General features: G+C 67.2%; 20 protein-coding genes. 4 read left to right on the top strand and 16 right to left on the bottom strand.

The features are described from left to right. Nucleotide 1: 1 nt before the first annotated feature. From KBY66_RS09140 to KBY66_RS09185, 10 genes are all read right to left on the bottom strand, one after another. Nucleotides 2-1,393 carry a TldD/PmbA family protein gene (locus KBY66_RS09140; RefSeq protein WP_255088996.1) on the bottom strand — a complete coding sequence of 464 codons (1,392 nt, stop codon included), beginning with the start codon at nt 1,391-1,393 and terminating at the stop codon, nt 2-4. Beyond that, the gene (locus KBY66_RS09145; RefSeq protein ID WP_399225161.1) at nt 1,390-2,778 is read right to left on the bottom strand and encodes a TldD/PmbA family protein; all 1,389 of its coding nucleotides are present in this window, start codon (nt 2,776-2,778) and stop codon (nt 1,390-1,392) included. The genes KBY66_RS09140 and KBY66_RS09145 overlap by 4 nt, the downstream gene beginning before the upstream one ends. Nucleotides 2,779-2,881: 103 nt before the next feature. After that, nucleotides 2,882-4,009, bottom strand: a complete 1,128-nt coding sequence (acsF, locus tag KBY66_RS09150; protein ID WP_255088997.1) for a magnesium-protoporphyrin IX monomethyl ester (oxidative) cyclase — start codon at nt 4,007-4,009, stop codon at nt 2,882-2,884. Nucleotides 4,010-4,100: 91 nt separating this feature from the next. Further along, nucleotides 4,101-4,562: a DUF2996 domain-containing protein gene (locus KBY66_RS09155; protein ID WP_255088998.1), complete on the bottom strand. Its 462-nt coding sequence runs from the start codon at nt 4,560-4,562 to the stop codon at nt 4,101-4,103. 45 nt (nt 4,563-4,607) lie between these two features. Next, on the bottom strand, nt 4,608-5,138 hold the full coding sequence (locus tag KBY66_RS09160; protein WP_255088999.1) for a hypothetical protein: 531 nt from the start codon (nt 5,136-5,138) through the stop codon (nt 4,608-4,610). Between the two features lie 39 nt (nt 5,139-5,177). After that, a complete protein-coding gene (locus KBY66_RS09165; RefSeq protein ID WP_255089000.1) occupies nt 5,178-5,801 on the bottom strand; it encodes a flavin prenyltransferase UbiX in 624 nt (207 codons plus the stop codon). 3 nt (nt 5,802-5,804) lie between these two features. Then, nucleotides 5,805-8,108, bottom strand: coding sequence for an RNB domain-containing ribonuclease (locus tag KBY66_RS09170; protein WP_255089001.1), 2,304 nt, complete (start codon nt 8,106-8,108; stop codon nt 5,805-5,807). A 158-nt stretch (nt 8,109-8,266) separates the two neighbouring features. Continuing rightward, a complete protein-coding gene (locus KBY66_RS09175; RefSeq protein ID WP_255089002.1) occupies nt 8,267-8,551 on the bottom strand; it encodes a TMEM165/GDT1 family protein in 285 nt (94 codons plus the stop codon). Between the two features lie 4 nt (nt 8,552-8,555). Continuing rightward, a complete protein-coding gene (locus tag KBY66_RS09180) occupies nt 8,556-8,894 on the bottom strand; it encodes a TMEM165/GDT1 family protein (RefSeq protein WP_255089003.1) in 339 nt (112 codons plus the stop codon). 65 nt (nt 8,895-8,959) lie between these two features. Next, a complete protein-coding gene (locus KBY66_RS09185; RefSeq protein WP_255089004.1) occupies nt 8,960-9,316 on the bottom strand; it encodes a YkgJ family cysteine cluster protein in 357 nt (118 codons plus the stop codon). Between the two features lie 117 nt (nt 9,317-9,433). Between KBY66_RS09185 and psb30 the strand changes: the two genes are divergently transcribed. Further along, nucleotides 9,434-9,541, top strand: coding sequence for a photosystem II reaction center protein Ycf12/Psb30 (gene psb30, locus KBY66_RS09190; protein ID WP_071799851.1), 108 nt, complete (start codon nt 9,434-9,436; stop codon nt 9,539-9,541). Nucleotides 9,542-9,544: 3 nt separating this feature from the next. Here psb30 and recJ read toward each other — a convergent pair whose 3' ends face one another. Then, the gene (gene recJ, locus KBY66_RS09195; RefSeq protein WP_255089005.1) at nt 9,545-11,491 is read right to left on the bottom strand and encodes a single-stranded-DNA-specific exonuclease RecJ; all 1,947 of its coding nucleotides are present in this window, start codon (nt 11,489-11,491) and stop codon (nt 9,545-9,547) included. A gap of 74 nt (nt 11,492-11,565) precedes the next feature. Between recJ and KBY66_RS09200 the strand changes: the two genes are divergently transcribed. Next, a complete protein-coding gene (locus tag KBY66_RS09200) occupies nt 11,566-11,910 on the top strand; it encodes a DUF565 domain-containing protein (RefSeq protein WP_255089006.1) in 345 nt (114 codons plus the stop codon). Between the two features lie 13 nt (nt 11,911-11,923). Here KBY66_RS09200 and rpmF read toward each other — a convergent pair whose 3' ends face one another. After that, entirely contained in the window at nt 11,924-12,103 is a 180-nt protein-coding gene (gene rpmF, locus KBY66_RS09205) for a 50S ribosomal protein L32 (protein WP_255089007.1), read from the bottom strand. Between the two features lie 311 nt (nt 12,104-12,414). Between rpmF and ftsH the strand changes: the two genes are divergently transcribed. After that, entirely contained in the window at nt 12,415-14,211 is a 1,797-nt protein-coding gene (gene ftsH, locus KBY66_RS09210; protein ID WP_399225159.1) for an ATP-dependent zinc metalloprotease FtsH, read from the top strand. On the opposite strand, the gene KBY66_RS09215 is transcribed toward ftsH, so the two are convergent. From KBY66_RS09215 to thrC, 3 genes are all read right to left on the bottom strand, one after another. Then, the gene (locus KBY66_RS09215; RefSeq protein ID WP_255089009.1) at nt 14,152-15,135 is read right to left on the bottom strand and encodes a cupin; all 984 of its coding nucleotides are present in this window, start codon (nt 15,133-15,135) and stop codon (nt 14,152-14,154) included. The two genes, ftsH and KBY66_RS09215, sit on opposite strands and share 60 nt — an antisense overlap. Nucleotides 15,136-15,226: 91 nt before the next feature. Continuing rightward, on the bottom strand, nt 15,227-15,502 hold the full coding sequence (locus KBY66_RS09220; RefSeq protein WP_255089010.1) for a MoaD/ThiS family protein: 276 nt from the start codon (nt 15,500-15,502) through the stop codon (nt 15,227-15,229). An 80-nt stretch (nt 15,503-15,582) separates the two neighbouring features. Next, complete coding sequence (thrC, locus tag KBY66_RS09225) at nt 15,583-16,869, bottom strand: threonine synthase (RefSeq protein WP_255089011.1); 1,287 nt, start codon at nt 16,867-16,869, stop codon at nt 15,583-15,585. Between the two features lie 144 nt (nt 16,870-17,013). Here thrC and KBY66_RS09230 point away from each other — a divergent pair, with 144 nt between their 5' ends. After that, entirely contained in the window at nt 17,014-19,878 is a 2,865-nt protein-coding gene (locus KBY66_RS09230) for a UPF0182 family protein (protein WP_255089012.1), read from the top strand. A 68-nt stretch (nt 19,879-19,946) separates the two neighbouring features. On the opposite strand, the gene fba is transcribed toward KBY66_RS09230, so the two are convergent. Then, nucleotides 19,947-21,020 (bottom strand): class II fructose-bisphosphate aldolase, encoded by a 1,074-nt coding sequence (gene fba / locus KBY66_RS09235; RefSeq protein ID WP_255089013.1) that lies wholly within the window; start codon nt 21,018-21,020, stop codon nt 19,947-19,949. Nucleotides 21,021-21,113 lie beyond the last annotated feature (93 nt).

Genomic DNA, 21,113 nt, shown 5'->3' on the forward strand with positions numbered 1-21,113 from the left:
TTCAGGCGTCGCCGGTGATCGAGAGACCCTCCACCCACACATGGGGGCAGAGGCCGTCGGGGGTGATCTTGGCGGGGCCTTCGAAGCCGATCAGCCCCTTGAGCACGGCGCGGATGTCACCGGCAACAGTGGCGGCCTCGATCGAGCGGGCTTCGCCGCCCTGGATCAGCCAGCCATCAAAGGGCAGCGAGAAGGAGCCCTGGCTCGCCTTCACGCCGGCATGGAGCGCCGAGAGCGACTCGATCCAGACCACCCCATCCGCCTTGTGACGATCCAGGCCGCTGGCGCCGCCTGCGGAATCGCCCGGACCGATCTCCAGCCAGTTCGTCCCCACAGACACCTTGGCACCGAGGCCCGCGTGGCCGGTGGGGGCCACGCCGAAGGCGCGGGCGGTGGCTTCCGAGTGCAGGAAATGCTTCAACACCCCCCCATCGACCAGGGCGAGCCGATGCACCGGTGTGCCTTCCCCATCGAAGCTGGAGGCGCCGATGTTGCCGGGGTGGAGTCCGTTGTCGTGGATCGAGAGGAACGGCACCGCCAGTTGTTCGCCGATCGACTCGCGCTGGCTGAGGCTGACCCCATCCAGCACCGATCGGGCGTTGAACAGGCTGCTGAAGGCCCCGATCAGATCGAGGAAGGCCTCGGGGCTGAACACGCAGGGGTAACGGCCGGTGTCGATCGGGGCGTAGTCAAGGTGGGAGATGGTGCGCTCGGCGGCTTCGTCGATACAGCCGGCCACGTCGAGCAGGCCGGCTCCATAGGCCAGCCGCACGGCCCCACTGCTGCGGGGCTTGCGGCCCGCCTCCTCGGCCCGGGCGTACAGATAGAGGCTGGCGGTGCTCAGCCGCTGCTGACGGCAGGCCCCGTCGCTGTTCAGGTAGATCCGCTCGCTGCTGCGCTGGGCCAGGCCGTTGTAGGGAACCGTGCTGATCGCGACGTGGCGAGAGAGCAGATCCCGCTCGGCCTCCTGGAGGGTGGCCAGCAGGCTGAGGATGCCCACCGGCTCCCTCAGCGGTTGGTCCAGGGTTTCGAGCGGCGCGGTAGCCAGCGGCGAAAACGTCGGGGTGTCGTCGGCGTTGCCGTAGGCGCTGGCTTCCTGGGCTCCGGCCAGGGCGCGGGCCAGGCCCGCCGCTGAGAGATCGGAGGTGCTGGTGATTCCCACCAGGCCGTCTGCGTTCCAGACCCGCACGGTGATCGAGCTGCGCTGGGCACCCTTGAGCTGCTTCGGCTCGCCCCGGTCCACCTGAACCGAGGTGTCGGTGCTGCAGGCGGCGCCGAGATCCCAGCGCCTGATGCCCAGTTCGGCGGCGAGCCGCTCGAGCTGGCCGGCCAGCTTGCTGGCGTCCAGTCCCTGGACGGGCGATTCACGGATCGCTGTGTCAGTGACGGTCATCGTCCCCCCACGGTGATCGCATCCACCTTGATGTGGGGCTGCCCCACCGTGACGAAGATGCTGCCGCTCACCGAACCGCAGAAGCCGGCCGCCAGCTCCAGGTCGTTGGCGCACATCGAGATGCGGGGCAGCACCTCCTTGGCCTCGCCGATCAAGGTGGCGCCCTTCACCGGTTTGCCCAGCTGGCCGTTCTCGATCAGGTAGCCCTCCTCCACGGCGAAGTTGAACTGGCCGGTGGGGCCGACGCTGCCGCCCCCCATCGACTTGCAATACAAACCCCGCTCCACCGAGCCGATCAGGTCGGCGGGGCTGTGGGGCCCGGCCGCGATGAAGGTGTTGCGCATGCGGCTGGCGGCAGCGAAGGCATGGCTCTGGCGGCGGCCGCTGCCGGTGCGGGCGTGGCCGGTGCGCAGTTCGCCGGCCCGATCAGAGAGGAAGCGCTTGAGGATGCCGTTCTCGATCAGCACGTTGCGCTGGGGCTCCATGCCCTCGTCGTCCATCGACAAACTGCCGAATGCTCCAGTGCTGAGGCCCTCGTCGATCGCCGTGACGGCCCCATGGGCGATCGGGCTGCCCACCTGGTCGGCGAAGGGGGTGGTGCCCCGCTCCACCTGGGTGGTTTCCAGCAGATGGCCGCAGGCTTCGTGGAAGATCACGCCACCGAAGCGGTTGGCCAGCACCACCGGGTAGCTGCCCGCTTCCACATAGTCGGCGTGGAGCATGGCCCTGGCACTGGCGCAGAGCTCGGTGGCGGAGGCTTCCGCGTCCCAGTGGAGCAGGTCGTCGGGCCGGTCGGTGCTGCCGTAGCGCCGCCCCTGGCTGGCCCGGTGCTCCCCATCGGCCACCAGGGCGTTGAGCCCCACCGACTGATGCAGGCGGATGTCGCGGGCGAAGGTGCCGTCGCTGGCGGCCACCATCACCTCCTGCCAGTCGCGGGCGTAGCTGCCGCGGCGGGCCTGCAGGTGCTGGCCGTGGCATTCGAGCAGGGCGGTGCCTTCCAGCAGCCGGGCCGTGGCGTCCCCCAGACCGGGGCAGGCAGCCAGCCAGCCAGCCTTGGCGGCGGCGTGATCACGCAGGTGGGCCAGGCCTTCGAAGCCGCCGCGGCCGGCGCTGCAGGGCTCCAGCCCCAGCATGCCAAGGGCCTGCTCGAGGGCGGTGAGCAGACCCCGTTTGCTGAGGTCGTTGGTGGAGACGAACCCATCCCGCTCCCCGCGGAACACCCGAATGCCGGCCCCCTTGCCGAAGGCCGGGCTGACATTGGTGATGCGGTCCTGCTCGGCCAACAGACCAATGTGGTCGGTGCTCTCCAGAAACACCTCCACCAGGGTTGCACCGGCGGCACAACCGGCCGACAGCACCGCCTCCAGCCGTGGTCGCCAGCTCAGGTCGAACGGATCGAGAGAAACAACGGGGAGTGGCAGGGAAGCAACCAAAGGGAGCGATGGCAACAAACGGAACCAAAGGAAGGGATCTGAATAGCCTGGCGACTCAGCGCACGGCCGGTTGGAAGTCTTCGCTGCGGATCGGCGCCATCAGGAACAGCTTCGCCATCTCCAGGCCGTTGGCCAGCCAGAAGGGAAGCTTGCGCAGGACCTTGATCGGAGCGGCGGCGCTGGATTGATCCGCGGCGGTCAGGGCGCTGTTGTTGGTGACGATCCTCTCCAGACGCACGTAGAACTTGGGATGCTCCACGTTGAGCACCACAGGAAAGACCCGGGCGGAGGTTTCGTTGGTCTTGGCGATCACCTCCTTGTCGTAGGCGCGGGCGTCGAGGCCGAGCGCCTCGTAGAACTCCTTGCGGGCCACGTCGCGCACGTACATCGTGGCGAACACGGCCAGCAGGAAGAAGCGGCACCAGAGGCGGGCCTGGAGGCCACGCACGGTGCCTGGCTGGGCCTTCATCAAGGCGTCGAAGAAGTCACCGTGGCGGTTCTCGTCCTGGCACCAGTTCTCGAAGAAATTGAAGATCGGGAAGATCTTGCTTTCGGGGTGTTTCTGGAGATGGCGGTAGATGGCGATGTAACGCCAGTAGCCAATCTTCTCGGAGAGATAGGTGGCGTAGAAGATGAACTTGGGTTTGAAGAAGGTGTAGGCCTTGTTGGCGGTCAGGAAGCCGAGATCGAGCTGCAGCCCGAAATCGCCCATCGCCTTGTTGAGGAAGCCGGCATGGCGGGCCTCATCACGCGCCATGTGGGCGAAGCATTCGGCCAGCAGGGGGTTTTTTCCCTTGATGCGGCGGCTCAGTTCCTTGTAAAGCAGGAATCCCGAGAACTCGGAGGTGCAGCTCTGCTCCAGAAACTCCACGAACACCTTTCGGGTGTCGGGATCGAGCTTGTCGGCCGCGCCTACGAATTCTTCGTTGCGCACGAAGTGGTGGCGGTTGTAATCCTTGCGGAACTCTTCGCAGATCGCTTCGAGTTCCACTTCGTTGGGCCGCAGATCCATCGCCGCCATGGCGTCGAAATCCGTGGTGTAGAAGCGGGGGGTGAGGATCGTGTCCTTCACCGGGGCCTTGAAGGTTGGGGTCCCTGCGCTGGTCACCGTGGCGCCGGGTTCCGGGAGGGTGGCCACATCAGGAGATGGGGCGGCAGTGGGGGCGGCGATCGGAGGCACCATTCGCGCGTCTCGGCAAGACAGTGAAGCCATCGTAGAAGGCTTCCGCGTTTCTCCGTCAGGATGTAAAGCCTGGGGGGCCAGGGGCGGGTGCTCAGTTCGGACCCAGCCATTTTTGGCTGTTGAGGCGGGACACCACCCGGGACACCAGCAGCGCCAGGGTGGTTTTGCGCTCATCGATCAGGAACGACTCCAGCAGGCTGGGTTCGCTGCCCGACTCGGCCACACTGAAGGTCTTGGCCGAGCTGATCTCCGCGGTGGTGAAGCAAAGCCAGAAACGGCGGCCGCCCGGCAGCACCCCGATCACTTGCCAGCAGGGAGCGGCAACCACCGGCATTGGCGCCTCCACGAAACTCAAATCCGGGGCCGGGCCGCCATAGGCCTCGATCTCCTTGGCCAGGCCGGGCAGAAACAGCTGGGGGATGAACTCCGCGAACGGCTTGTCTTCTGGAGCGGGTGGCTTCACCTTGGTGGCCACAGGCTTGGCTTTGGCCTCCGCAGGTTGGGCTGCGTCCGTTGGCGTGGGCTTGGGGGCGGGGCTGGCGGAATCGCTCACGGACAGGGCCTCAACATGGAACCGTTGGCAAACTTTAGGGTTGTCCTACCAGTCGTCGGTCAGCGGATCCTCCCAGCCCTCTGCCGCGGTGGCGACCGGCCCAGCAGCGGCCGGCTGGTTCGGCTCCATGCCCCATCCATGGCTGCCAGGCGGAGGTGGCGGCGTCGGGCCCGGGCCGGAGCCAGCCGCGCTTCCCCGGCGGATGACGCGGAAGGGAACAGAGATGGTCGGCAGGGGATCCTGGGGAGCGCGCTCCGGGCCTGAGAACCCCGCCGGTGGCGAGAACGGCACCTCGCCGCGGCTTGGCGCCGCTGCTCTCTCCTGGCGGCGGGCCTGCGGAGCCTGCGCAGGAGGCGTGCGGGGGCTGGCCCGCTGCCGAAGGGCCAGGGCCGTGAAACCGGCGCTGAGGGCGGCACCTCCTCCACCGGCCAGGGCAATCCAAGCCCCCAGTGGCAGGGACGGCAGGCGCCAGATCAGCACCCGCATGGCCACGCTCGGCCTGGGATTGAGGGCCGCGAGCAGCAGCAGCAGCAGCAGCGGGGCCAGCAGCGGCAGAAGCAGGAGGCGTTGCAGCACGGCTCGGAAGGAAGGAAGCGGAGCGGTGGAACCGCCGCCTCAGGGGGCGGCGGGGAGGCTGATCGGCCCCTGCCAGCGCCGCAGGGCGCCGAGGTCGTAACCCAGACAGTCGAACACCCGGATCACCAGGAAATCCACCATCTCCTCCAGGCTGGTCGGTCGGTGGTACCAGGCGGGAATCGGCGGGGCGATCCGGGCCCCGGCTTCGGCCAGGGCCGTGAGGTTGCGCAGATGCACCAGGTTCCAGGGCATTTCCCGCGGGGCGATCACCAAAGGCCGGCCTTCCTTCAGGTGCACATCCGCCACCCGCTCGACCAGATCGAGGGCGACGCCGCTGGCGATTCGGCCGACGGTGCCCATGCTGGCCGGCAGGATCACCATGCCCCGGGTGGGGAAGCTGCCGCTGGCGATGGCGGCCGCCTGATCATTCCAGCGGTGGCAATGCAAGCTGCCGCCGCCCACGCCAGTTCGTTCCCGCCAGAACGCCGCCTGGCTCTCCGGTTCGGCCGGAATCCGCACCCCTTGCTCCGCCAGCCAGACCGCAATGGCGCCGCGGCTGGCGATCAGCTCCACGGACTCGCCCGCCTCCAGAAGCAACTGCAGGGCCCGCTCCGCAAGGGGCATGGCCGAGGCGCCCGAGACGGCCAGGACCACCGGTGGCATGGCTCAGCTCTCCCTTTCGCCGGGGTCGCCCTCATCGGCCAGGGTCTCGGCATCGACCACGCGTTCACCGGGGTCGCCGTCATTGGCGGGAAGCAGGATGGCGAGATCAATCTGGTGGCGCAGCACATCCACCTTCAGGATTTCCACGTCCACCCGATCGCCCAACAGGTAGGTGCGGCGGTTCTTGCGACCGACGAGGCGGTTCTGCCGGGAGCGGTATTCGTACCAGTCGTCCTTGAGGGAGCTGACGTGCACCAGTCCTTCCACCCGTGACGGGGGGATCTCGACGAAGAAGCCGTAGCTCTGCACGCCGCTGATCACGCCGCTGAGGGTTTGGCCCACCAGCGGCTCGGCGGCGCGGGCCTGGGCCATCGCCAACAGGTCGGACTGAAGCTCCAGCACGAACCGGGAGCGGTTGTTGAGGCGCTGGATCAGGCCAGAGCTGCGGGAAGCCTCGAGGTCGGTGAGCTGGCTCGGGGGGAGCAGGGGCCAATCGATCGTGCCGTGGCAGAGGTCAGCGGCCAGATCCACCCGGACCTTGTGACGCACGCTGGGTCGATCCTTGCCCTCCGTCAGCAGCAGCACCAGCAGCTGTTGGTTCCAGACATCGGCGTAGTGCAGGGAGGGGAGGCACCAGGGGGCAAAGCCCTCCTCGGCCGCCGCCAGACTGTGGAGGCCGGGCTCGCCGCTGAGTTGCACCAGCGGCAGCACGTCGCTGAGTTGCCGCTGCAGCACCCGGCTGCGATCGGTGGCGGCGAAGGCCTCCGCCAGCTCGGCAGCGGCGGGGGCATTGCCGTCATCGGCGAGCTCGAGGGGAATCTCAAGGGCAAGGGCGGCTTTGGCCACTTCATTGATCTCCGCTGGATCGGCAGCGGGATTGACGGCGAACAGCCCGGGCAACTGCAGGGCCGCCAGATGCTCCCCCAGGGCGCGGCCGGCCGGGAGCACCAGCTCCCGCAGCAGGGCAATCGGATGGTGAGGCGGCAACTGCACCAGCCAGCCCCGTCGGCTCTCGTCCGGCTCCGGCGTGGTCAGGTCGGCCAGGGATTCGAGCGCTGGCAGGGGCAGATCCAGATCAATCGAGCCCCTGCCCAGGCGCTGGCCCCGCAGCTGGCCGGCCAGCTCCAGCAGTTGCTCCAGCAGCGGCAGCTGATCCTTGATCGGTTTGAGGGCAGACGCCAGGGTGCGGGCCTTCGGCTTGCGCTCGGCCAGGGCCTGAAGAGCTGCCGCATCGATGGTGGCATCGGCTTGGATCGTGGTCAGGGCGAAGCGGTAGTGCGCCACCTGGCCGTCGGCGCCGAAGTCGAGGCCAACGGAAACCGCTGCTGCCGCCTGCCCCGGTTCGAAGCCGGCGGCCTTGCTCAGGGGTGCAGGCAGCAGCGGGAGCCAGCGACGCCCCAGGCAGAGGGCTTCCGCTTGCTCCCGCAGCCAGTGATCCAGGCTTCCGCCCGGGCTCAACCGCTCCGCCACAGCCGGGGCGTGCACCCAGAGCCTGGGGCCCGCTTCACCCTCCTCCAGGGACACCGCCGGAAGGATCGGTGCCTCGGAGCCACTCCAGCCGCCCAGCAACAGGGTGGGGAGGGCGGTGAGATCGGTACGTCCCTTGGCGAGGGGGCTGCGCAGGGTGGTGCGGGGCGCTGGGGTGGGGTTGCGCAGGCCGTGCTTGGTGAGCAGAAGGTCCAGATCGGCCTCTTCACCGCCGTTGATCGGCAGGCGCCGGGCCACGTGGCCGCAGGCGGGATACTGGGCCAGGGGATAGCGGTCCACCCGCACCTCCACGACCGATTCCCGGGCTGGATCGAGAAAGGAGCCATCTTCGGCAGGCAGTTCCAGCGTGGTCAGCAGCCGGTCGTCGAGGGGAACGGCAACAAGGCGATCGTCCTGCTGCTCCACCTGGGCCAGCAGATGCTGGGTGGCCCGCTCGAGGATGCACTGCACGCCACCTTCGGGGGAACGCCGCCGACCTCCCTCCCGGGTGATTCGCACCAGCACCCGATCGCCGTTCCAGGCGTGGTTGAGCTGGTGATCGCGGATATAGATGTCTTCACCGCCATCAACCCGAAGGGCGAAGCAGAAGCCCTTGCTGGAACAGCGCAGGCGCGCCTCGATCAGGCTGTCGTCGTGGCGGCGTTGAACCCCCGCCTCCCCTTGCTCGAGCAAGCCGACGCGGCTGAGGCCATCGAGGGCGATGTGCAGCAGCTGCTTGTCCGGTTTCAGGCTCAGGCCGAGGGCCTTTTCCAGCTTGGCCAGTGGCAGCGCCTCCTCGGCTGGGAGCTGGTCGAGCAGGTCGGCGACCGTGAACTTCATCGGAACGGGGTTCAAGGGGGAGACGGGGGGTGCGGGCGACTGCGGCAGGGGCTCGGATCAGCGGAGGGCCGATCCGCGAAAGGGTTCACGGAACGGGACCCGGGCGTTGGGCTCCGGCGCCCAGCGAAGCCCAACGCCCTCGGCGCCATCCAACCACTCTACGAATCCTCCCTTCCAGCCCGCACGAGCAGCCGGATGCCAATCAGCAGGAAGCCGGCGGAGGCGGCGAGTTGCAGGGCGTCGGCGGGGATCAGGCTGGAGAGGGAGCCACCAGCGAACGCCCCCAGCAGGCTGGCCAGAACCAGGGCTGCCGAGCTGCCTAGGAACACGGCCGCCGGTTTCGTGGTGGTGCCGCTGATCGTCACGATCGTGAGCTGGGTCTTGTCGCCAAGTTCGGCGAGGAAGACGGTGACAAAGGTGGAGGCCAGGAGGGGCAGTTGCATGGGGTTAGGGGTTGATCAGGCCGATGCCGGCTTGTGCGCCGAGCCAGAGGCCCAGGGACACCATCAACGCTCCGGAGATGCGCTCCAGCCGCTGGGGAGGCAGCACCGTTGCCAGCCAGCGTCCCAGCAGCACCCCCGCCAGGCTCGAGCAGATCAGGGCGAGGGCCGCCCCGGTGAACACCAGCAGGGGGCGCCCCGATTCAGCGGCCAGCAGCAGGGCGGCGAGCTGGGTCTTGTCCCCCAACTCGGCCAGGAACACCGTGGTGAAGGTGGTCAGGATGATCGCCAACAGCGTGGGATCAGCCGGTCCTGCGGCCGGAGCAACCGTTTTGGTCGCCTCCATGGGCTCCTTCCCGTCAGCTCGTTCTCCCGATTCGGAAGCGGTGTCCAGCGCTGTGCTGTCGTCGGTCATGGCTCTCGGGTGGCCTGCTCGAACCGTCTCAACACGGTGCTGCGTCCCCCATACTCTTGGCGGATCTGCTGGCGGCAGCAGGCGATCGCGAAGCCTTCTTCCTCCTTGATCGGCACGTTGAACAGGGCTGCCAGGCTGTTCACCCGGCAGAAATCTGGCCGCTCCCCATAGATCCGGCAGCGGCGCCCGCCGGTGTCGAAGTGGATGCACCAGCCATCGCTGCCCACCATCGCCAGGTACTGGCTGCGTTGGTCGGCGCTGAGGGCGTCCAGGGCCTCGCCACGTCGCTCCGGATCCAGCCGGCAGCAGGCTCCACAGCCGCCGATGCAGCTCCAGTGGCTTCCGCAGCCCATCAACGCCCCCCTGGATGCTGTGACAAGCGGTCACAGTGGCACGGTCCGTGCTCGTGAGGGAGGCGGTGGCTCCCGTAACCTTGCAGCGAGATCGTTCTATTCGCGAGCCTGTCGTCCATGGGTATCGACATCCATCTGATTGCCAACTTCATGGCCCTGGCGTTGATCACCCTGGCAGGCCCTGCGGTGATCTTCATCCTCTTCTATCGGCGCGGAGCCCTCTGAACCTCAGGCTGCCAGTCCCAGGGCCAGGGCGGCCTCCGCGAACAACCCCTTCAGGTAGGGATGCTGTTCTGCCTGATCGTCGTTTCCGGGGTCCGTTGAGCTGAGCTCATCGCCCGCTTCGTTGCGGATCCGAACGGACTCTCCGACCCGTCGGCACCAGTAGGTGCGCTGCCGGCGCCGCAGCACCACCTCCCCACCGCCGCTGGGGCGCAGACCCACCAGCTCGAGCTGGAGCCGCTCCTCCCCCTGCCAGCGGTTGCTACGCAGGCGAAAGGCAACATCCACCAGCTCGGGCACCGCCCCTTCCCCCTGCCAGCGCCAGGCGATGGCCCGGTGGCTGCTGGCGTTCTGCTGCAAGGTGAGTTGCAGGTGGCCGCCGCGCAAGGGCCGCTGCTCCAGCACCTGGCACCGGGCACTCCAGAACAACGGTGCGGCGAATCCAGCTCCCAGCGGTTCGAGCCGTTGCAGATCCCTCCAGAACGCCCGATCGATCCGATCGAGGCTGAGCAGGGCCTCCGGCTCCACCGGGACGCCGCCAGCCTGGCCGGCCAGCCAGTCTGTAGCCAGGGCATTGAGGGCCCCGTGCAGGGCCGCCACGTTCTCAGCCCGCACCGTGAAGCCACCGGCGGCGGGATGGCCGCCATGGCGCTCCAGCAGCGCCTCGCAGTGGCGCAGGGCCTGGTCCACGGCGAAACCACGGGGGGCCCGCACCGACGACCGCAGGCGCCCGTTGCCTTCGCTGGCCAGCAGGGCCACCGGCAGACCGAAGCGTTCGACCAACCGGGCGGCCACCACACCGATCACCCCATGGTGCCAGTGCCCCTGGGCCAGCAGAAGGAAGGGTGAACGCTCCGGCCCATCCGCCTCCACCAGGGCGACCGCTTCGGCTTCGATCGCGTCGCAGAGTTCGCGGCGTTGCCGGTTGAGCGCTTCGCAGTCCTGGGCCAGCTCCATGGCCCGCTCCCTGTCTTCGGTGGTGAGCAGCTCCACCACCAGCTGGGGATCCCCCAGGCGGCCCACCGCGTTGATGCGGGGTGCCAGTTGAAAGGCCACGGCCGTGGCATCCAGGGGGGTTTCGCCCACGCCGGCCAGGCGTTGCAGGGCCTGCAGCCCCGGCAGGGTTGAGGCATGCAGCCGGGGCAACCCCTCCTGCAGCCAACGCCGGTTCACCCCAAGCAGCGGAGCCATGTCGGCGATGGTGCCGATGCAGAACAGGTCGAGCGCCATCGCCGTGGCGTCGTCACGACCCAGGCTGCCCGCCAGGGCAACCGCCAGCACATAGGCGAGTCCGACCCCGGCGAGTCCCCGGTAGGGGGAATCGGCCGGGGTGCAGGCCGGATGAAGCAAGGCCAGGCAGGGAGGCGGTTCCGGGGGCAGGGTGTGATGGTCGGTGAGGATCACCTCCACTTGAAGGTCCTTGGCGCGCTCTAGGGCTTCCTTGGCCGCGATGCCGTTGTCGACGGTGACCAGCAGGCCGACCCCCTCGCCGGCCAGGCGCTCCACCATGGCGGCATTCAGGCCATAGCCGTCCTCCTGACGGCTGGGGATCGCCGCGAGCGGCCTGGCCCCCAGCCGCTGCAGCACGCCCACCAGCAGGGCGGTGCTGGTCATGCCATCGGCGTCGTAATCACCGCAGATCGCCACCGCTTCGGCCGCACCGCAGGCCCGCCGCAGCCGCGCCACGGCCTTGTTGAGATCGTTGAAATGGGCCTGGGGGTCCGGGGCTGGGGCGGGCTTCAGCAGAGCGGTGATCGCCTCAGCACTGAGGAAGCCACGCCGTTGCAGCACCGCCAGCAATTCCGGCGGCAGGCCGAGGCCTTCGAGGGCCCCTGCTTCGATGCCCTCCTCGGCGGCAGGGAGCGCAGCGGGCAGTTGCCAGCGCTGCTGGGGCAGGCGGGAATGCAACAGGTGCGTGCGGGGATCGGCGCAGTCTGGGCGGTTCTGCTCCATCGGGACCTTTAACGTGCGGGCAGACAAGATCGACCATTTCAGTCTTCCCATCGTCACCCCCACGCTGCCCGTCGATGAGCCGCCAGCCCTTCCAGGCAACCCGCTTCCAGTCGTTGCTGGAGCGTCTCAACGGCTTGGGGCTCGATTGGTTGCGCGGCAGCTGGCGGGATCGCAGCCTGGCACTGCTGGCACTGCTGCTCGGGCTCTATGCAGGCAACAACCTCACCACCTACGTTCTGTTCCGGTTTGGGATGCGCCCCCTGGTGGTGCTGGGGATGGTGGTGCTTGTCGAGCTGCTGATCCGGCTGCGCAGCCACGTGGTCCAGAAAGATCGATCCCTCGCCTGGGTGCTCTGCGACAACGTCCGCATCGGTGTGGTCTATGCGGTGGTGCTGGAGGGTTTCAAGCTTGGCTCCTGAGCAAAGGGAAAGCTCAGCTGGCCTCGTCTTCGGAGGCGTCATCGATCGGATAGACGAAGCCCTGGGCGCGGCCGCTCAGCACGGCCTTCCCCAGCGAGAGCGCTTTTCTGGCCGCGACGGTGGCCTGGGCCTTCCAGTGGGCATGGCGTTGGTTGCGCTTGCCTTTCGATGTTTTCTTCTTTGGAGCAGCCATTCCCTTCCTTCAGCCAAACAACGATCATCTGCTTTTCTGGGGCCTTTCGTCAAATCGTTAAACTGCCTGGAAAGACCAGCCCTGTGAGCCGCACACCTCCCGTGTTTCCGCTCTGGCCCACCGGCCATGGCCACGTTCTGGCGACTACCACAGGCCCATCCAGGGCATCGGCTCCGGCTGAAGCAGCCCCCACAGCTCCCGGGAAGATTCCGATCGCAGATCCTGCTCCTCCCCCCCCCGAAAGCCCCCGTCCCAGCCTCTTCGGGGGCCTTGGCCAAAGAACGTCCCAGCCGCCCTCCTACAGCGAGCTTCTGCAGCTGATCCGCACCGGCAAGGTCAAGGAGCTCGACCTCTCGCCGCGCCAGCGGGAGGTTTCGGTGGCCTTCACAGATGGAACCCGGGCGGATGTGGCCGTCTTTGCCAACGATTCGCTCCTGCTGAGCACGGCACAGCAAGCCAATGTGCCGCTGAGCGTGCGGGATGAGCGCGCCCAGGACGCCTCCGCCGGCCTGGTGGTCAACGTTCTGCTGGTGGTCCTGCTGGTCGGCGGTCTCACCCTGCTGATCAAGCGCTCCTCCCAGGTGGCGAACAAGGCCCTCGGCTTCGGCCGCAGCCAACCCCGGCTTCAAGCCGAGGGCACGGTGACCGTGCGCTTCGAGGATGTGGCCGGCATCAATGAGGCCAAGGAGGAGCTGCAGGAGGTGGTGACCTTCCTGAAGCAGCCCGAACGGTTCACCTCGATCGGAGCCAAGATTCCAAAGGGGGTGCTGCTGGTGGGTCCGCCCGGCACCGGCAAAACCCTTCTGGCCAAGGCGATCGCCGGCGAGGCCGGCGTGCCGTTCTTCTCGATGGCCGCCTCGGAATTCGTGGAGATGTTCGTCGGTGTGGGGGCGAGCCGGGTCCGCGACCTGTTCAAACGCGCCAAGGAGAAAGCGCCCTGCATCATCTTCATCGATGAGGTCGACGCGGTCGGCCGCCAGCGCGGGGCCGGCATCGGCGGCGGCAACGACGAGCGGGAGCAGACCCTCAACCAGTTGCTCACGGAGATGGATGGGTTCGAGGAGAACTCCGGCGTGATCCTGCTGGCCGCCACCAACCGCTCCGATGTGCTGGATGTCGCCCTGACCCGGCCGGGTCGCTTCGATCGTCAGATCACCGTGGATCTTCCTGACCGCCGCGGACGCGAGGCGATCCTGGCCGTCCATGCCCGCAGCCGTCCCCTCTCCCCGGAGGTTTCCCTGGCGGCCTGGGCCGCGCGCACCCCTGGGTTTTCCGGGGCAGACCTGGCAAACCTGCTCAACGAGGGCGCCATCCTCACCGCCCGGCGGCAGATGAGCAGCATCGATGATCTTGCCCTCAGCGACGCCCTGGAGCGCATCACCATGGGTCTGGCCGTCGCACCGCTCCAGGACAGCGCCAAGAAGCGGTTGATCGGTTACCACGAAGTGGGCCATGCCCTGCTGACCACCTTGCTCCCCCATGGCGACCGGCTCGACAAGGTCACCCTTTTGCCCCGCTCCGGCGGGGTCGGTGGTTTCGCCCGGACCACCCCTGATGAGGACATCCTTGATTCCGGGCTGATCAGCCGGTCCTATCTGCGCACCCGGCTGGTGGTGGTGATGGGGGGAAGGGCGGCAGAACTGGTGGTGTTCGGTCCCAGCGAGATCACCCAGGGTGCCTCGGGCGACCTGCAGATGGCCACGCAGATCTGCCGCGAGATGGTCACCCGCTACGGCTTCTCCGGGCTCGGTCCGGTGGCCCTCGAGGGGGACGCCACCGAGGTGTTCCTTGGCCGGGATCTGATTCACACCCGCCCCAGCTACGCCGAAACCACCGGCCGGCGCATCGATTCCCAGGTTCATGATCTAGCCCAGGAGGCCCTGGATCAGGCCCTCGCCCTGCTGGGGCCCCGCCGCGAACTGCTCGATCTGCTGGTTGAGCAGCTGATCGAGCAGGAAACCCTTGGAGGGGATGCCTTCCGTAGCCTCGTCGAGGACTACGAAGCCGCCCACCCCGTCGGCCTGGCTGAGCCGGCTACGGCCCAGGGGTCAGTCCCCTTGAAGGCCGCTGCTGAAGCGGATGTCCAGGCTGCGCAGGTAGGTGTGTAGGCCGGCATCCTGAATCGGCAGCAGCAGGGCTGGATGGCCGCTGTCGTTGACGTGGGAGTGCCAATGGCCCGGGGGCGTCACGAAGGCGGCGCCGGGTTCCCAGGCCATGCTCAGGGGATTGCGGATGGTGCCATCAGCATTGAGCTCAGGCCCCGAGAGGGTGACGCAACCCGGCTGGCAGTCGATCACCAGGTCGAGGGCCACGGACTGGTGGCGGTGGGGTGGCTGGATCGCGCCGGCAGGCACCAGCCCGTACATCGCCCATAGGGTGTGGGTCACGGTCCGGCTGGCGGGCAGATCCTTGTTGGCCAGGAGAAGGCTGAGCCGGTTGCTGCGGGCGCTGCTGGGGTCGGCCGCCAGGGCCGCCAGCTCCTGGCGCAGCCAGGCCCCCGGGTAGTGGGTGGCCTCGAAGCGGGGGGTGTCGGCCGTCACCCCCAGGAAGCTGAGCAGGGGGCCGTCATGGACCCAGTAGAGAACGCTTTCAGCGGAGGCTTCCAGCCTGGGGGCGGCTCCCGCCGGCAGCACGAACAGATCGCCTGTGCTCCAGGACTGGATCAGCTCCGCTCCATGGAGGCTGGCCGGCCTGAGGCAGCGCCCCTCACCCCGCAGCACGAAGAACAGGGAACTGGTGGCGTTGGCGCCCACCTCAAGGGCTTCCCCCCGGAGGATCCGCACGAAGTTGGCCGAAAGGGCTGGGCTGGTGGCCGGCCCCTGGCAACCGAGACCGGCGCTGAGATCCAGGGGGAGGATGGCGCTTGGGCCACTGGAATGGAGGTCGGGTCCCCAGCGACCCTCCGGGATCGGCTCGGTGAGTCCCGGGCGGATCGGGTTGGCGGCCTGGCGGTAATCGAACAGCTCAGCCTTGCCCAGGGGCGCTGGGCTTGTGGTTGGGGCGGTTCGGGTGGGACGGGTTGCCTGGGTCATGGGTCCAGCCACGTAGGAAAGAAAGCCTATGGACCCCGGAGGGGAGATTGGCTGGCTGGTTCTGTTTCAACCGCACAGTGCCGGGTTTGGTTCAGCCGCCGGCCACGGCCGGCACGATGCTGACCTCGTCGCCGTCGCTGAGGGCGGTGGCCTGGTGATCGAGAAAACGGATGTCCTCGCTATTGACGTAGACGTTCAGGAAGCGGCGCAGCTTGCCGTTCTCATCGGTGAGGCGGGCCAGGATGCCAGGGAAGTGGCCTTCGAGGGCCTTGAGCAGCTCGTCGACCGTGGCGGCGTTGACCTCCACGCTGGCTTGCTCCGCGGTGAACTTCTGGAGCGGGGTGGGGATCAGAACCAGAATCGACATGGGCTGGGGGGTGAAAGGCAGCCGCCCGATTGAGCGGCAAGGACAGGACGGCAAGAACGGGGTGAGCCGAGCAGTGGAGGTCAGACCCCCATCGGTTCCCAGCTGGCCCGTTGCAGGGACTGGGCCCGCTCCCAGGCCGCGTTGAAGCTGGCCAGCTGGGGTTCGATGGTGTGGGGTTCACCCACCACCCCGCTGATCGCCTCGAGGGTTTTGAGACCGTTGCCGGTGATGTAGGCCACGGTGGTTTCCTCGGGATCGATCGTGCCCGCCTCCGCCAGTTTCTTGAGCACGGCGATCGTGGTGCCCCCCGCCGTTTCGGTGAACACCCCCTCGGTTTCGGCGAGAAGCTGGATGCCCGCCACGATTTCAGCGTCATTCACCGAGGCGATCGTGCCGCCGCTGCGCCGGGCGAGGTCGAGAGCGTAGGGGCCATCGGCCGGGTTGCCGATCGCGATCGATTTGGCGATGGTGTGGGGCTTGACGGGGGTGATGAAGTCCCGGCCAGCAGCGAAGGCCTGGGCGATCGGCGAGCAGCCTTCCGCCTGGGCGCCACTGAAGCGTACGGGCTTCTCGTCCACCAGCCCCACCTTGACGAAGTCATCGAAACCCTTGCGGATCTTGGTGAACAGGGAGCCGGAGGCCAGCGGCGCCACGATGTGATCCGGCAGCCGCCAGCCGAGTTGCTCGATCACCTCGTAGCCGAGGGTTTTCGAGCCTTCCGAGTAGTAAGGGCGCAGGTTGATGTTCACGAACCCCCAGCCGTAGGTGTTGGCCACTTCCGAGCAGAGCCGGTTCACCTGGTCGTAGTTGCCCTTCACCGCCATCAGGGTGGGGTTGTAGATCAGGGTGCCGAGCACCTTGCCGAGCTCCAGATCGCTGGGGATGAACACGCAGCACTCGAGGCCTGCGTGGGCGGCGATGGCGGCGGTGGAGTTGGCCAGATTGCCGGTGGAAGCGCAGCTGACCGTGGTGAAGCCGAGCTCCCGCGCCCGGGTCAGGGCCACCGACACCACCCGGTCCTTAAAGGAGAGGGTGGGCATGTTGACGCCGTCGTTCTTGATGTACAGGTGCTTGAGGCCGAGGCGGCGGGCCAGGCGGTTGGCGCGCACCAGGGGCGTGAAGCCGGTTCCCACGTCGATCGGATCGCCCTCGATCGGCAGGAACTCGCGGTAGCGCCAGATCGAACTGGGGCCGGCCTCGATCGAGGCCCGGCTCACCCGGGAACGGATTGCGTCGTAGTCGTAGACGACCTCCAGCGGGCCGAAACAGACGTCTTCACAGACGTGGCGGGCCGTGGCCGCGTAGGGGTGGCCGCACTCCTTGCAGCGAAGGCCCGTGAACGTGGCGCGGGAAAGGGTGGCCGTCACGGTCCCACAGCAGCGGAACAGAAAGCTAGCAGTGCTGCCTGGTAGCTCTGTTGAAACCCGACCTGGCAAGTCGGAATAAAGGCCAAGCCTTGGTTGCGGCTGATTTCATGGCTCAATCGACAGTCCACTCTCTAGCCTCAGCCCGTGGCATTGCGTTCTCCGCCTCCGCCGCTGTTGGTCAAGGCCGCGGCTCTCCTCTCCCTTGCGGCCATCCTGCTGGGGGTGGTTGTTCCACGTCTGGGGGTCGAGTGGGAGTGGTTCGCCCAGTTCGGTTTCGAGTCGGTGGTGCTGCGCCGTTGGCTGCTACAGCTGATCACCTTTCTGCTGGTGATGGGGCTGGGGATCCCGCTCCAACTCCAGCAGCTGCAGCGCTGTTGGAATCTTCGCCAGCGGGCGGGGTCGAAAGTCCTGCCGCCCCAGCCCCTGTTCCGACTCGATCCAGGCTCCCTTGTGGGCTTTCTGGCCGTGCTGCTGATCCTGCTGGTCGGGGGCCTGGCCTACCTGGAGGTCCAGGCCAGGGGGTTGATCGCGGCCCCGTTCAGCGGGGATGTGATCAGCGGATTTCCTGTTTTGGCCGACCTTTCCCCGTGGCTGCTGGTTGGCCTTGGGGCCGTTCTGCTGTTCCCACTGCTCGTCTGGCCCCACACCACCCTGCGGCTGCTGATGGGCGCGGCCCTGCTGGGGTCGGCCACGGCCCTGGCCCGGGGCTGGAGCCTCTGGGTTCCAGCCCTGCTGGCGGTGCCCTTTGGTGAAGGGGATCCGCTCACGGGCTTCGATCTCAGCTTCACGGTGCTGCAGCTGCCAGCTGTGAGGCTCTTGCTCAGCGTTCTGTTCGCCCAGGCGACCGTGGGCCTGGCGGGCTGCCTCTGGCTCACCTTCACCGAGGGCAACACCTTGAGTGATCTGCGCTTTGTTGGGCTGAGCCTGGAGCAGAAGGCGGTGCTCAAGCCCCAGATCGCCGTGCTGGCGATCGTGGCGGCGTTGAGCGCGGCGCTCAGCCCCTTCGATCTGATGGTGCAAGGCAGTGGGGTGGCCGCCGGTGCCGGCTTCGTCGACCTGCATGTTCGCCTGCCCCTGCGGTTGCTGCTTTCCCTGTTGCTGCTGCTCACGGCGCTCGGGCTGGTGGTGCCGATGCGCCGGCACTGGCTGCGGCGGCTCATCCTGGTGCCCCTGGTGGGGACGGCCCTGCTGCTGCCGATCGCCGAATTTCTGGTGGCACCCCTTGTGCAGCGCCTCTGGGTGGAACCCCGCGAGTTGCTGGTGGAGTCGCCCTATCTGGCCCGCAGCATTCGCGCCACCCGCAGCGCCTTTGGCCTCAAGCACGTTATGGAGCGCACCTTGAAGCCCCGCCAGGTGCTGACGCCCGCCGATCTGAGGGCCGCCCCTGGCACCCTGGCCAACATTCGTCTTTGGGACAGCAGGCCCCTGCTGGCCGCCAACCGGCAGCTCCAGCAACTGCGGCTCTACTACAGCTTCCCCTCTGCGGCGGTGGATCGCTACGTGCTGGGCGATCCAGCCCGGATCACGGCGTCCCAGCAGGTGCTGATCGCCGCCCGGGAGATCGACCCCAGCGCCCTGCCAACGGGGTCTCGCACCTGGTTGAACCGGCATCTGATCTTCACCCACGGCTATGGCTTCACGGTGACACCCGTGAACACCTTCGGCTCCGATGGCCTGCCCTCCTTCTTCGTGAAGGATCTGGGCCGGAACCTCCGGGTGCAAGGAAACGCCGAGCTTGGCATCAGCGACGCCAGTGCCCGACAGGCCTTCCCGGTGGGCCGCCCGCGCCTCTATTACGGATCGGCTCCTGCTCCCTATGCGATTGCCCCCACCAAGGTGGAGGAGTTCGACTATCCCGACGGGGAAGTGAACTTCTGGAACCACTTCGAAGGGGAGCTGGGGATCGGTCTTGGCAATGCCTGGCAACGCTTCAAGGCAGCCGCTTACCTGGGAGAGCCCCGGGTGTTGTTCAGCGGATCCTTCACCCCCCGATCGCTTCTGTTGCTGAGGCGGCAGGTGAAAGAGCGGCTCCGGGCCCTGGCCCCCTTCCTGTCCTTCGAAAGCGAGCCCTATCTGGTCACCGTCGAGCTGAGGGACAGACCGGGCCATCGCCCCGGGCAGCACCAGTACTGGATGCTCGATGGCTTCACCACCAGCCGCAGCTACCCCTACAGCGAAGCCAACCCCGGCGGAATCCGCTATTTCCGCAATCCCGTCAAGGTCGTGGTGGATGCCCACGATGGTCGGCTCTGGCTGTATGTCAGTGATCCGTCCGATCCGATTCTTCGCACCTGGCAGAGGGCCTTCCCCGAGCTGTTCCAGCCGCTGGCGGCGATGCCCAAGCCATTGCTCAAGCACATCCGGGTGCCGATCAGCCAGTTTGCGATTCAATCGGAGCGGTTGCTCCGCTATCACGTCACCGATGTGCGAACCTTCTACAACGGCGAGGATAAATGGGCGGTGCCATCGGAGATCTATGACTCCAAAACCGTGCCGGTACAGCCGTATCACGCCACCTTGCAACTTCCAGGGGAAAACTCACCGGAATTCGTGTTGCTGCTTCCCTTCTCACCGGTGAGGCGATCGAACCTGGTGGGCTGGCTGGCCGCCCGCAACGATCCTCCGAACTATGGCGAGCTGCTGCTGGTGCGGTTCCCGCAGCAACGCCTCCTGCTGGGCCCGGAGCAGATCAGCTCCCTGATCGCCCAGGACCCGCAGATCAGCCTTCAGTTCGGCCTCTGGGGCAGGGCCGGCGGCTCCCAGCTGGTCCGCGGCAACCTGCTAGTGCTGCCGGTGGGCGAAGGTTTGCTCTATGTCGAGCCGATCTACCTGCGCTCCAAGGACACCAACCTGCCCACCCTGGTGCGGGTGGTGGTGACTGATGGCAGGCGATTCGTGATGGAGCGGGACCTGGCCACCGCCCTGGAGAAGCTGGTGTCGGCGACGGAGCTGGGCTCGCCACCGCCGATCGCCACCGTTGCGCCCCCAGCTGCCAAACCTCTGCCGTGAGGCGGCCAAAAAAATGGGGGTAGCTTGCGCCGCCCCATCCTCAGCCCATCGGGCCTGAACGGACCTGCTCAGACCGCGACGGCCGTCTTGGGATCCAAGCTGCCCTTGGCGTAGAGCTCGGCGTAGTAGTTGATGTTCTGCTGCTTGATCTTGCTGGCCTGGCCGGCGCACCAGAACTGCTGATAACGATCGAGGCACACCTTCTTCATGTAGGCCCGGGCAGGCTTGTTGAAGTGACGGGGATCAAAGTTGGCGGGATCCTTGGCGGCCGCCTCACGGACGGCGGCGGTGAAGGCCAGGCGGTTGTCGGTGTCGATGTTGATCTTCCGCACACCGTTGCGGATGCCGTTCTGGATTTCCTCCACAGGCACCCCGTAGGTTTCGGGGATGGCGCCACCGTATTGGTTGATCATGTCGAGCCATTCCTGGGGAACGGAGCTGGAACCATGCATCACCAGGTGAGTGTTGGGGATGGCCTTGTGGATCTCGGCGATCCGGGAGATGGCCAGCACCTCTCCGGTGGGTTTGCGGGTGAACTTGTAGGCGCCGTGGCTGGTGCCGATCGCGATCGCCAGGGCGTCCACCCTGGTTTTCGCCACGAAGTCGGCCGCTTCGGCGGGGTCGGTGAGCAGCTGGTCGCGGGAGAGGGCGCCATCGAAACCATGGCCGTCCTCCGCTTCACCCTTGCCGGTTTCGAGGGAACCCAGGCAACCGAGTTCGCCTTCCACACTCACGCCGATGGCATGGGCCACGTCCACCACTTCCTTGGTGACGGCCACGTTGTACTCGTAGCTGGCCGGAGTCTTGGCGTCAGCCTCCAGCGAGCCATCCATCATCACCGAGGTGAAGCCGTTGGCGGCAGCACCGAAGCAGGTGGCGGGGCTGTTGCCATGGTCCTGGTGCATCACCACCGGGATGCCGGGATAGGTTTCCACGGCCGCAAGGATCAGGTGGCGCAGAAAGTTCTCACCGGCGTACTGGCGGGCACCGCGGGAGGCCTGCAGGATGACGGGGCTGTCGGTTTCGTAGGCAGCCTCCATGATCGACTGCACCTGCTCAAGGTTGTTGACGTTGAAGGCGGGGATGCCATAGCCGTTCTCAGCGGCGTGGTCGAGGAGCAGCCGAAGCGGAACGAGGGCCATGGTGAAAACCTCTGGTGGAAGTGGTGAATGGAGCGTCGATGGCGCCCGTGAACGGACGTACGACGATCAGGGACCCAACGGGGTTGGGGGGAG

The sequence above is a fragment of the Synechococcus sp. Tobar12-5m-g genome (assembly GCF_024345415.1).
In the GTDB taxonomy this organism is placed as follows: Bacteria; Cyanobacteriota; Cyanobacteriia; order PCC-6307; family Cyanobiaceae; genus Regnicoccus.

Bases quoted from the DNA above. Each gene is read 5' to 3' on its own strand.
- KBY66_RS09215 (WP_255089009.1), bottom strand. From the start codon at position 15,135: ATGACCCAGGCAACCCGTCCCACCCGAACCGCCCCAACCACAAGCCCA.
- recJ (WP_255089005.1), bottom strand. From the start codon at position 11,491: ATGGAGCAGAACCGCCCAGACTGCGCCGATCCCCGCACGCACCTGTTG.
- fba (WP_255089013.1), bottom strand. From the start codon at position 21,020: ATGGCCCTCGTTCCGCTTCGGCTGCTCCTCGACCACGCCGCTGAGAAC.
- acsF (WP_255088997.1), bottom strand. From the start codon at position 4,009: ATGGTGCCTCCGATCGCCGCCCCCACTGCCGCCCCATCTCCTGATGTG.
- KBY66_RS09220 (WP_255089010.1), bottom strand. From the start codon at position 15,502: ATGTCGATTCTGGTTCTGATCCCCACCCCGCTCCAGAAGTTCACCGCG.
- KBY66_RS09200 (WP_255089006.1), top strand. From the start codon at position 11,566: ATGAGCCGCCAGCCCTTCCAGGCAACCCGCTTCCAGTCGTTGCTGGAG.
- KBY66_RS09170 (WP_255089001.1), bottom strand. From the start codon at position 8,108: ATGAAGTTCACGGTCGCCGACCTGCTCGACCAGCTCCCAGCCGAGGAG.
- psb30 (WP_071799851.1), top strand. From the start codon at position 9,434: ATGGGTATCGACATCCATCTGATTGCCAACTTCATGGCCCTGGCGTTG.
- KBY66_RS09165 (WP_255089000.1), bottom strand. From the start codon at position 5,801: ATGCCACCGGTGGTCCTGGCCGTCTCGGGCGCCTCGGCCATGCCCCTT.
- KBY66_RS09140 (WP_255088996.1), bottom strand. From the start codon at position 1,393: ATGACCGTCACTGACACAGCGATCCGTGAATCGCCCGTCCAGGGACTG.
- rpmF (WP_255089007.1), bottom strand. From the start codon at position 12,103: ATGGCTGCTCCAAAGAAGAAAACATCGAAAGGCAAGCGCAACCAACGC.
- KBY66_RS09185 (WP_255089004.1), bottom strand. From the start codon at position 9,316: ATGGGCTGCGGAAGCCACTGGAGCTGCATCGGCGGCTGTGGAGCCTGC.
- KBY66_RS09175 (WP_255089002.1), bottom strand. From the start codon at position 8,551: ATGCAACTGCCCCTCCTGGCCTCCACCTTTGTCACCGTCTTCCTCGCC.
- KBY66_RS09180 (WP_255089003.1), bottom strand. From the start codon at position 8,894: ATGGAGGCGACCAAAACGGTTGCTCCGGCCGCAGGACCGGCTGATCCC.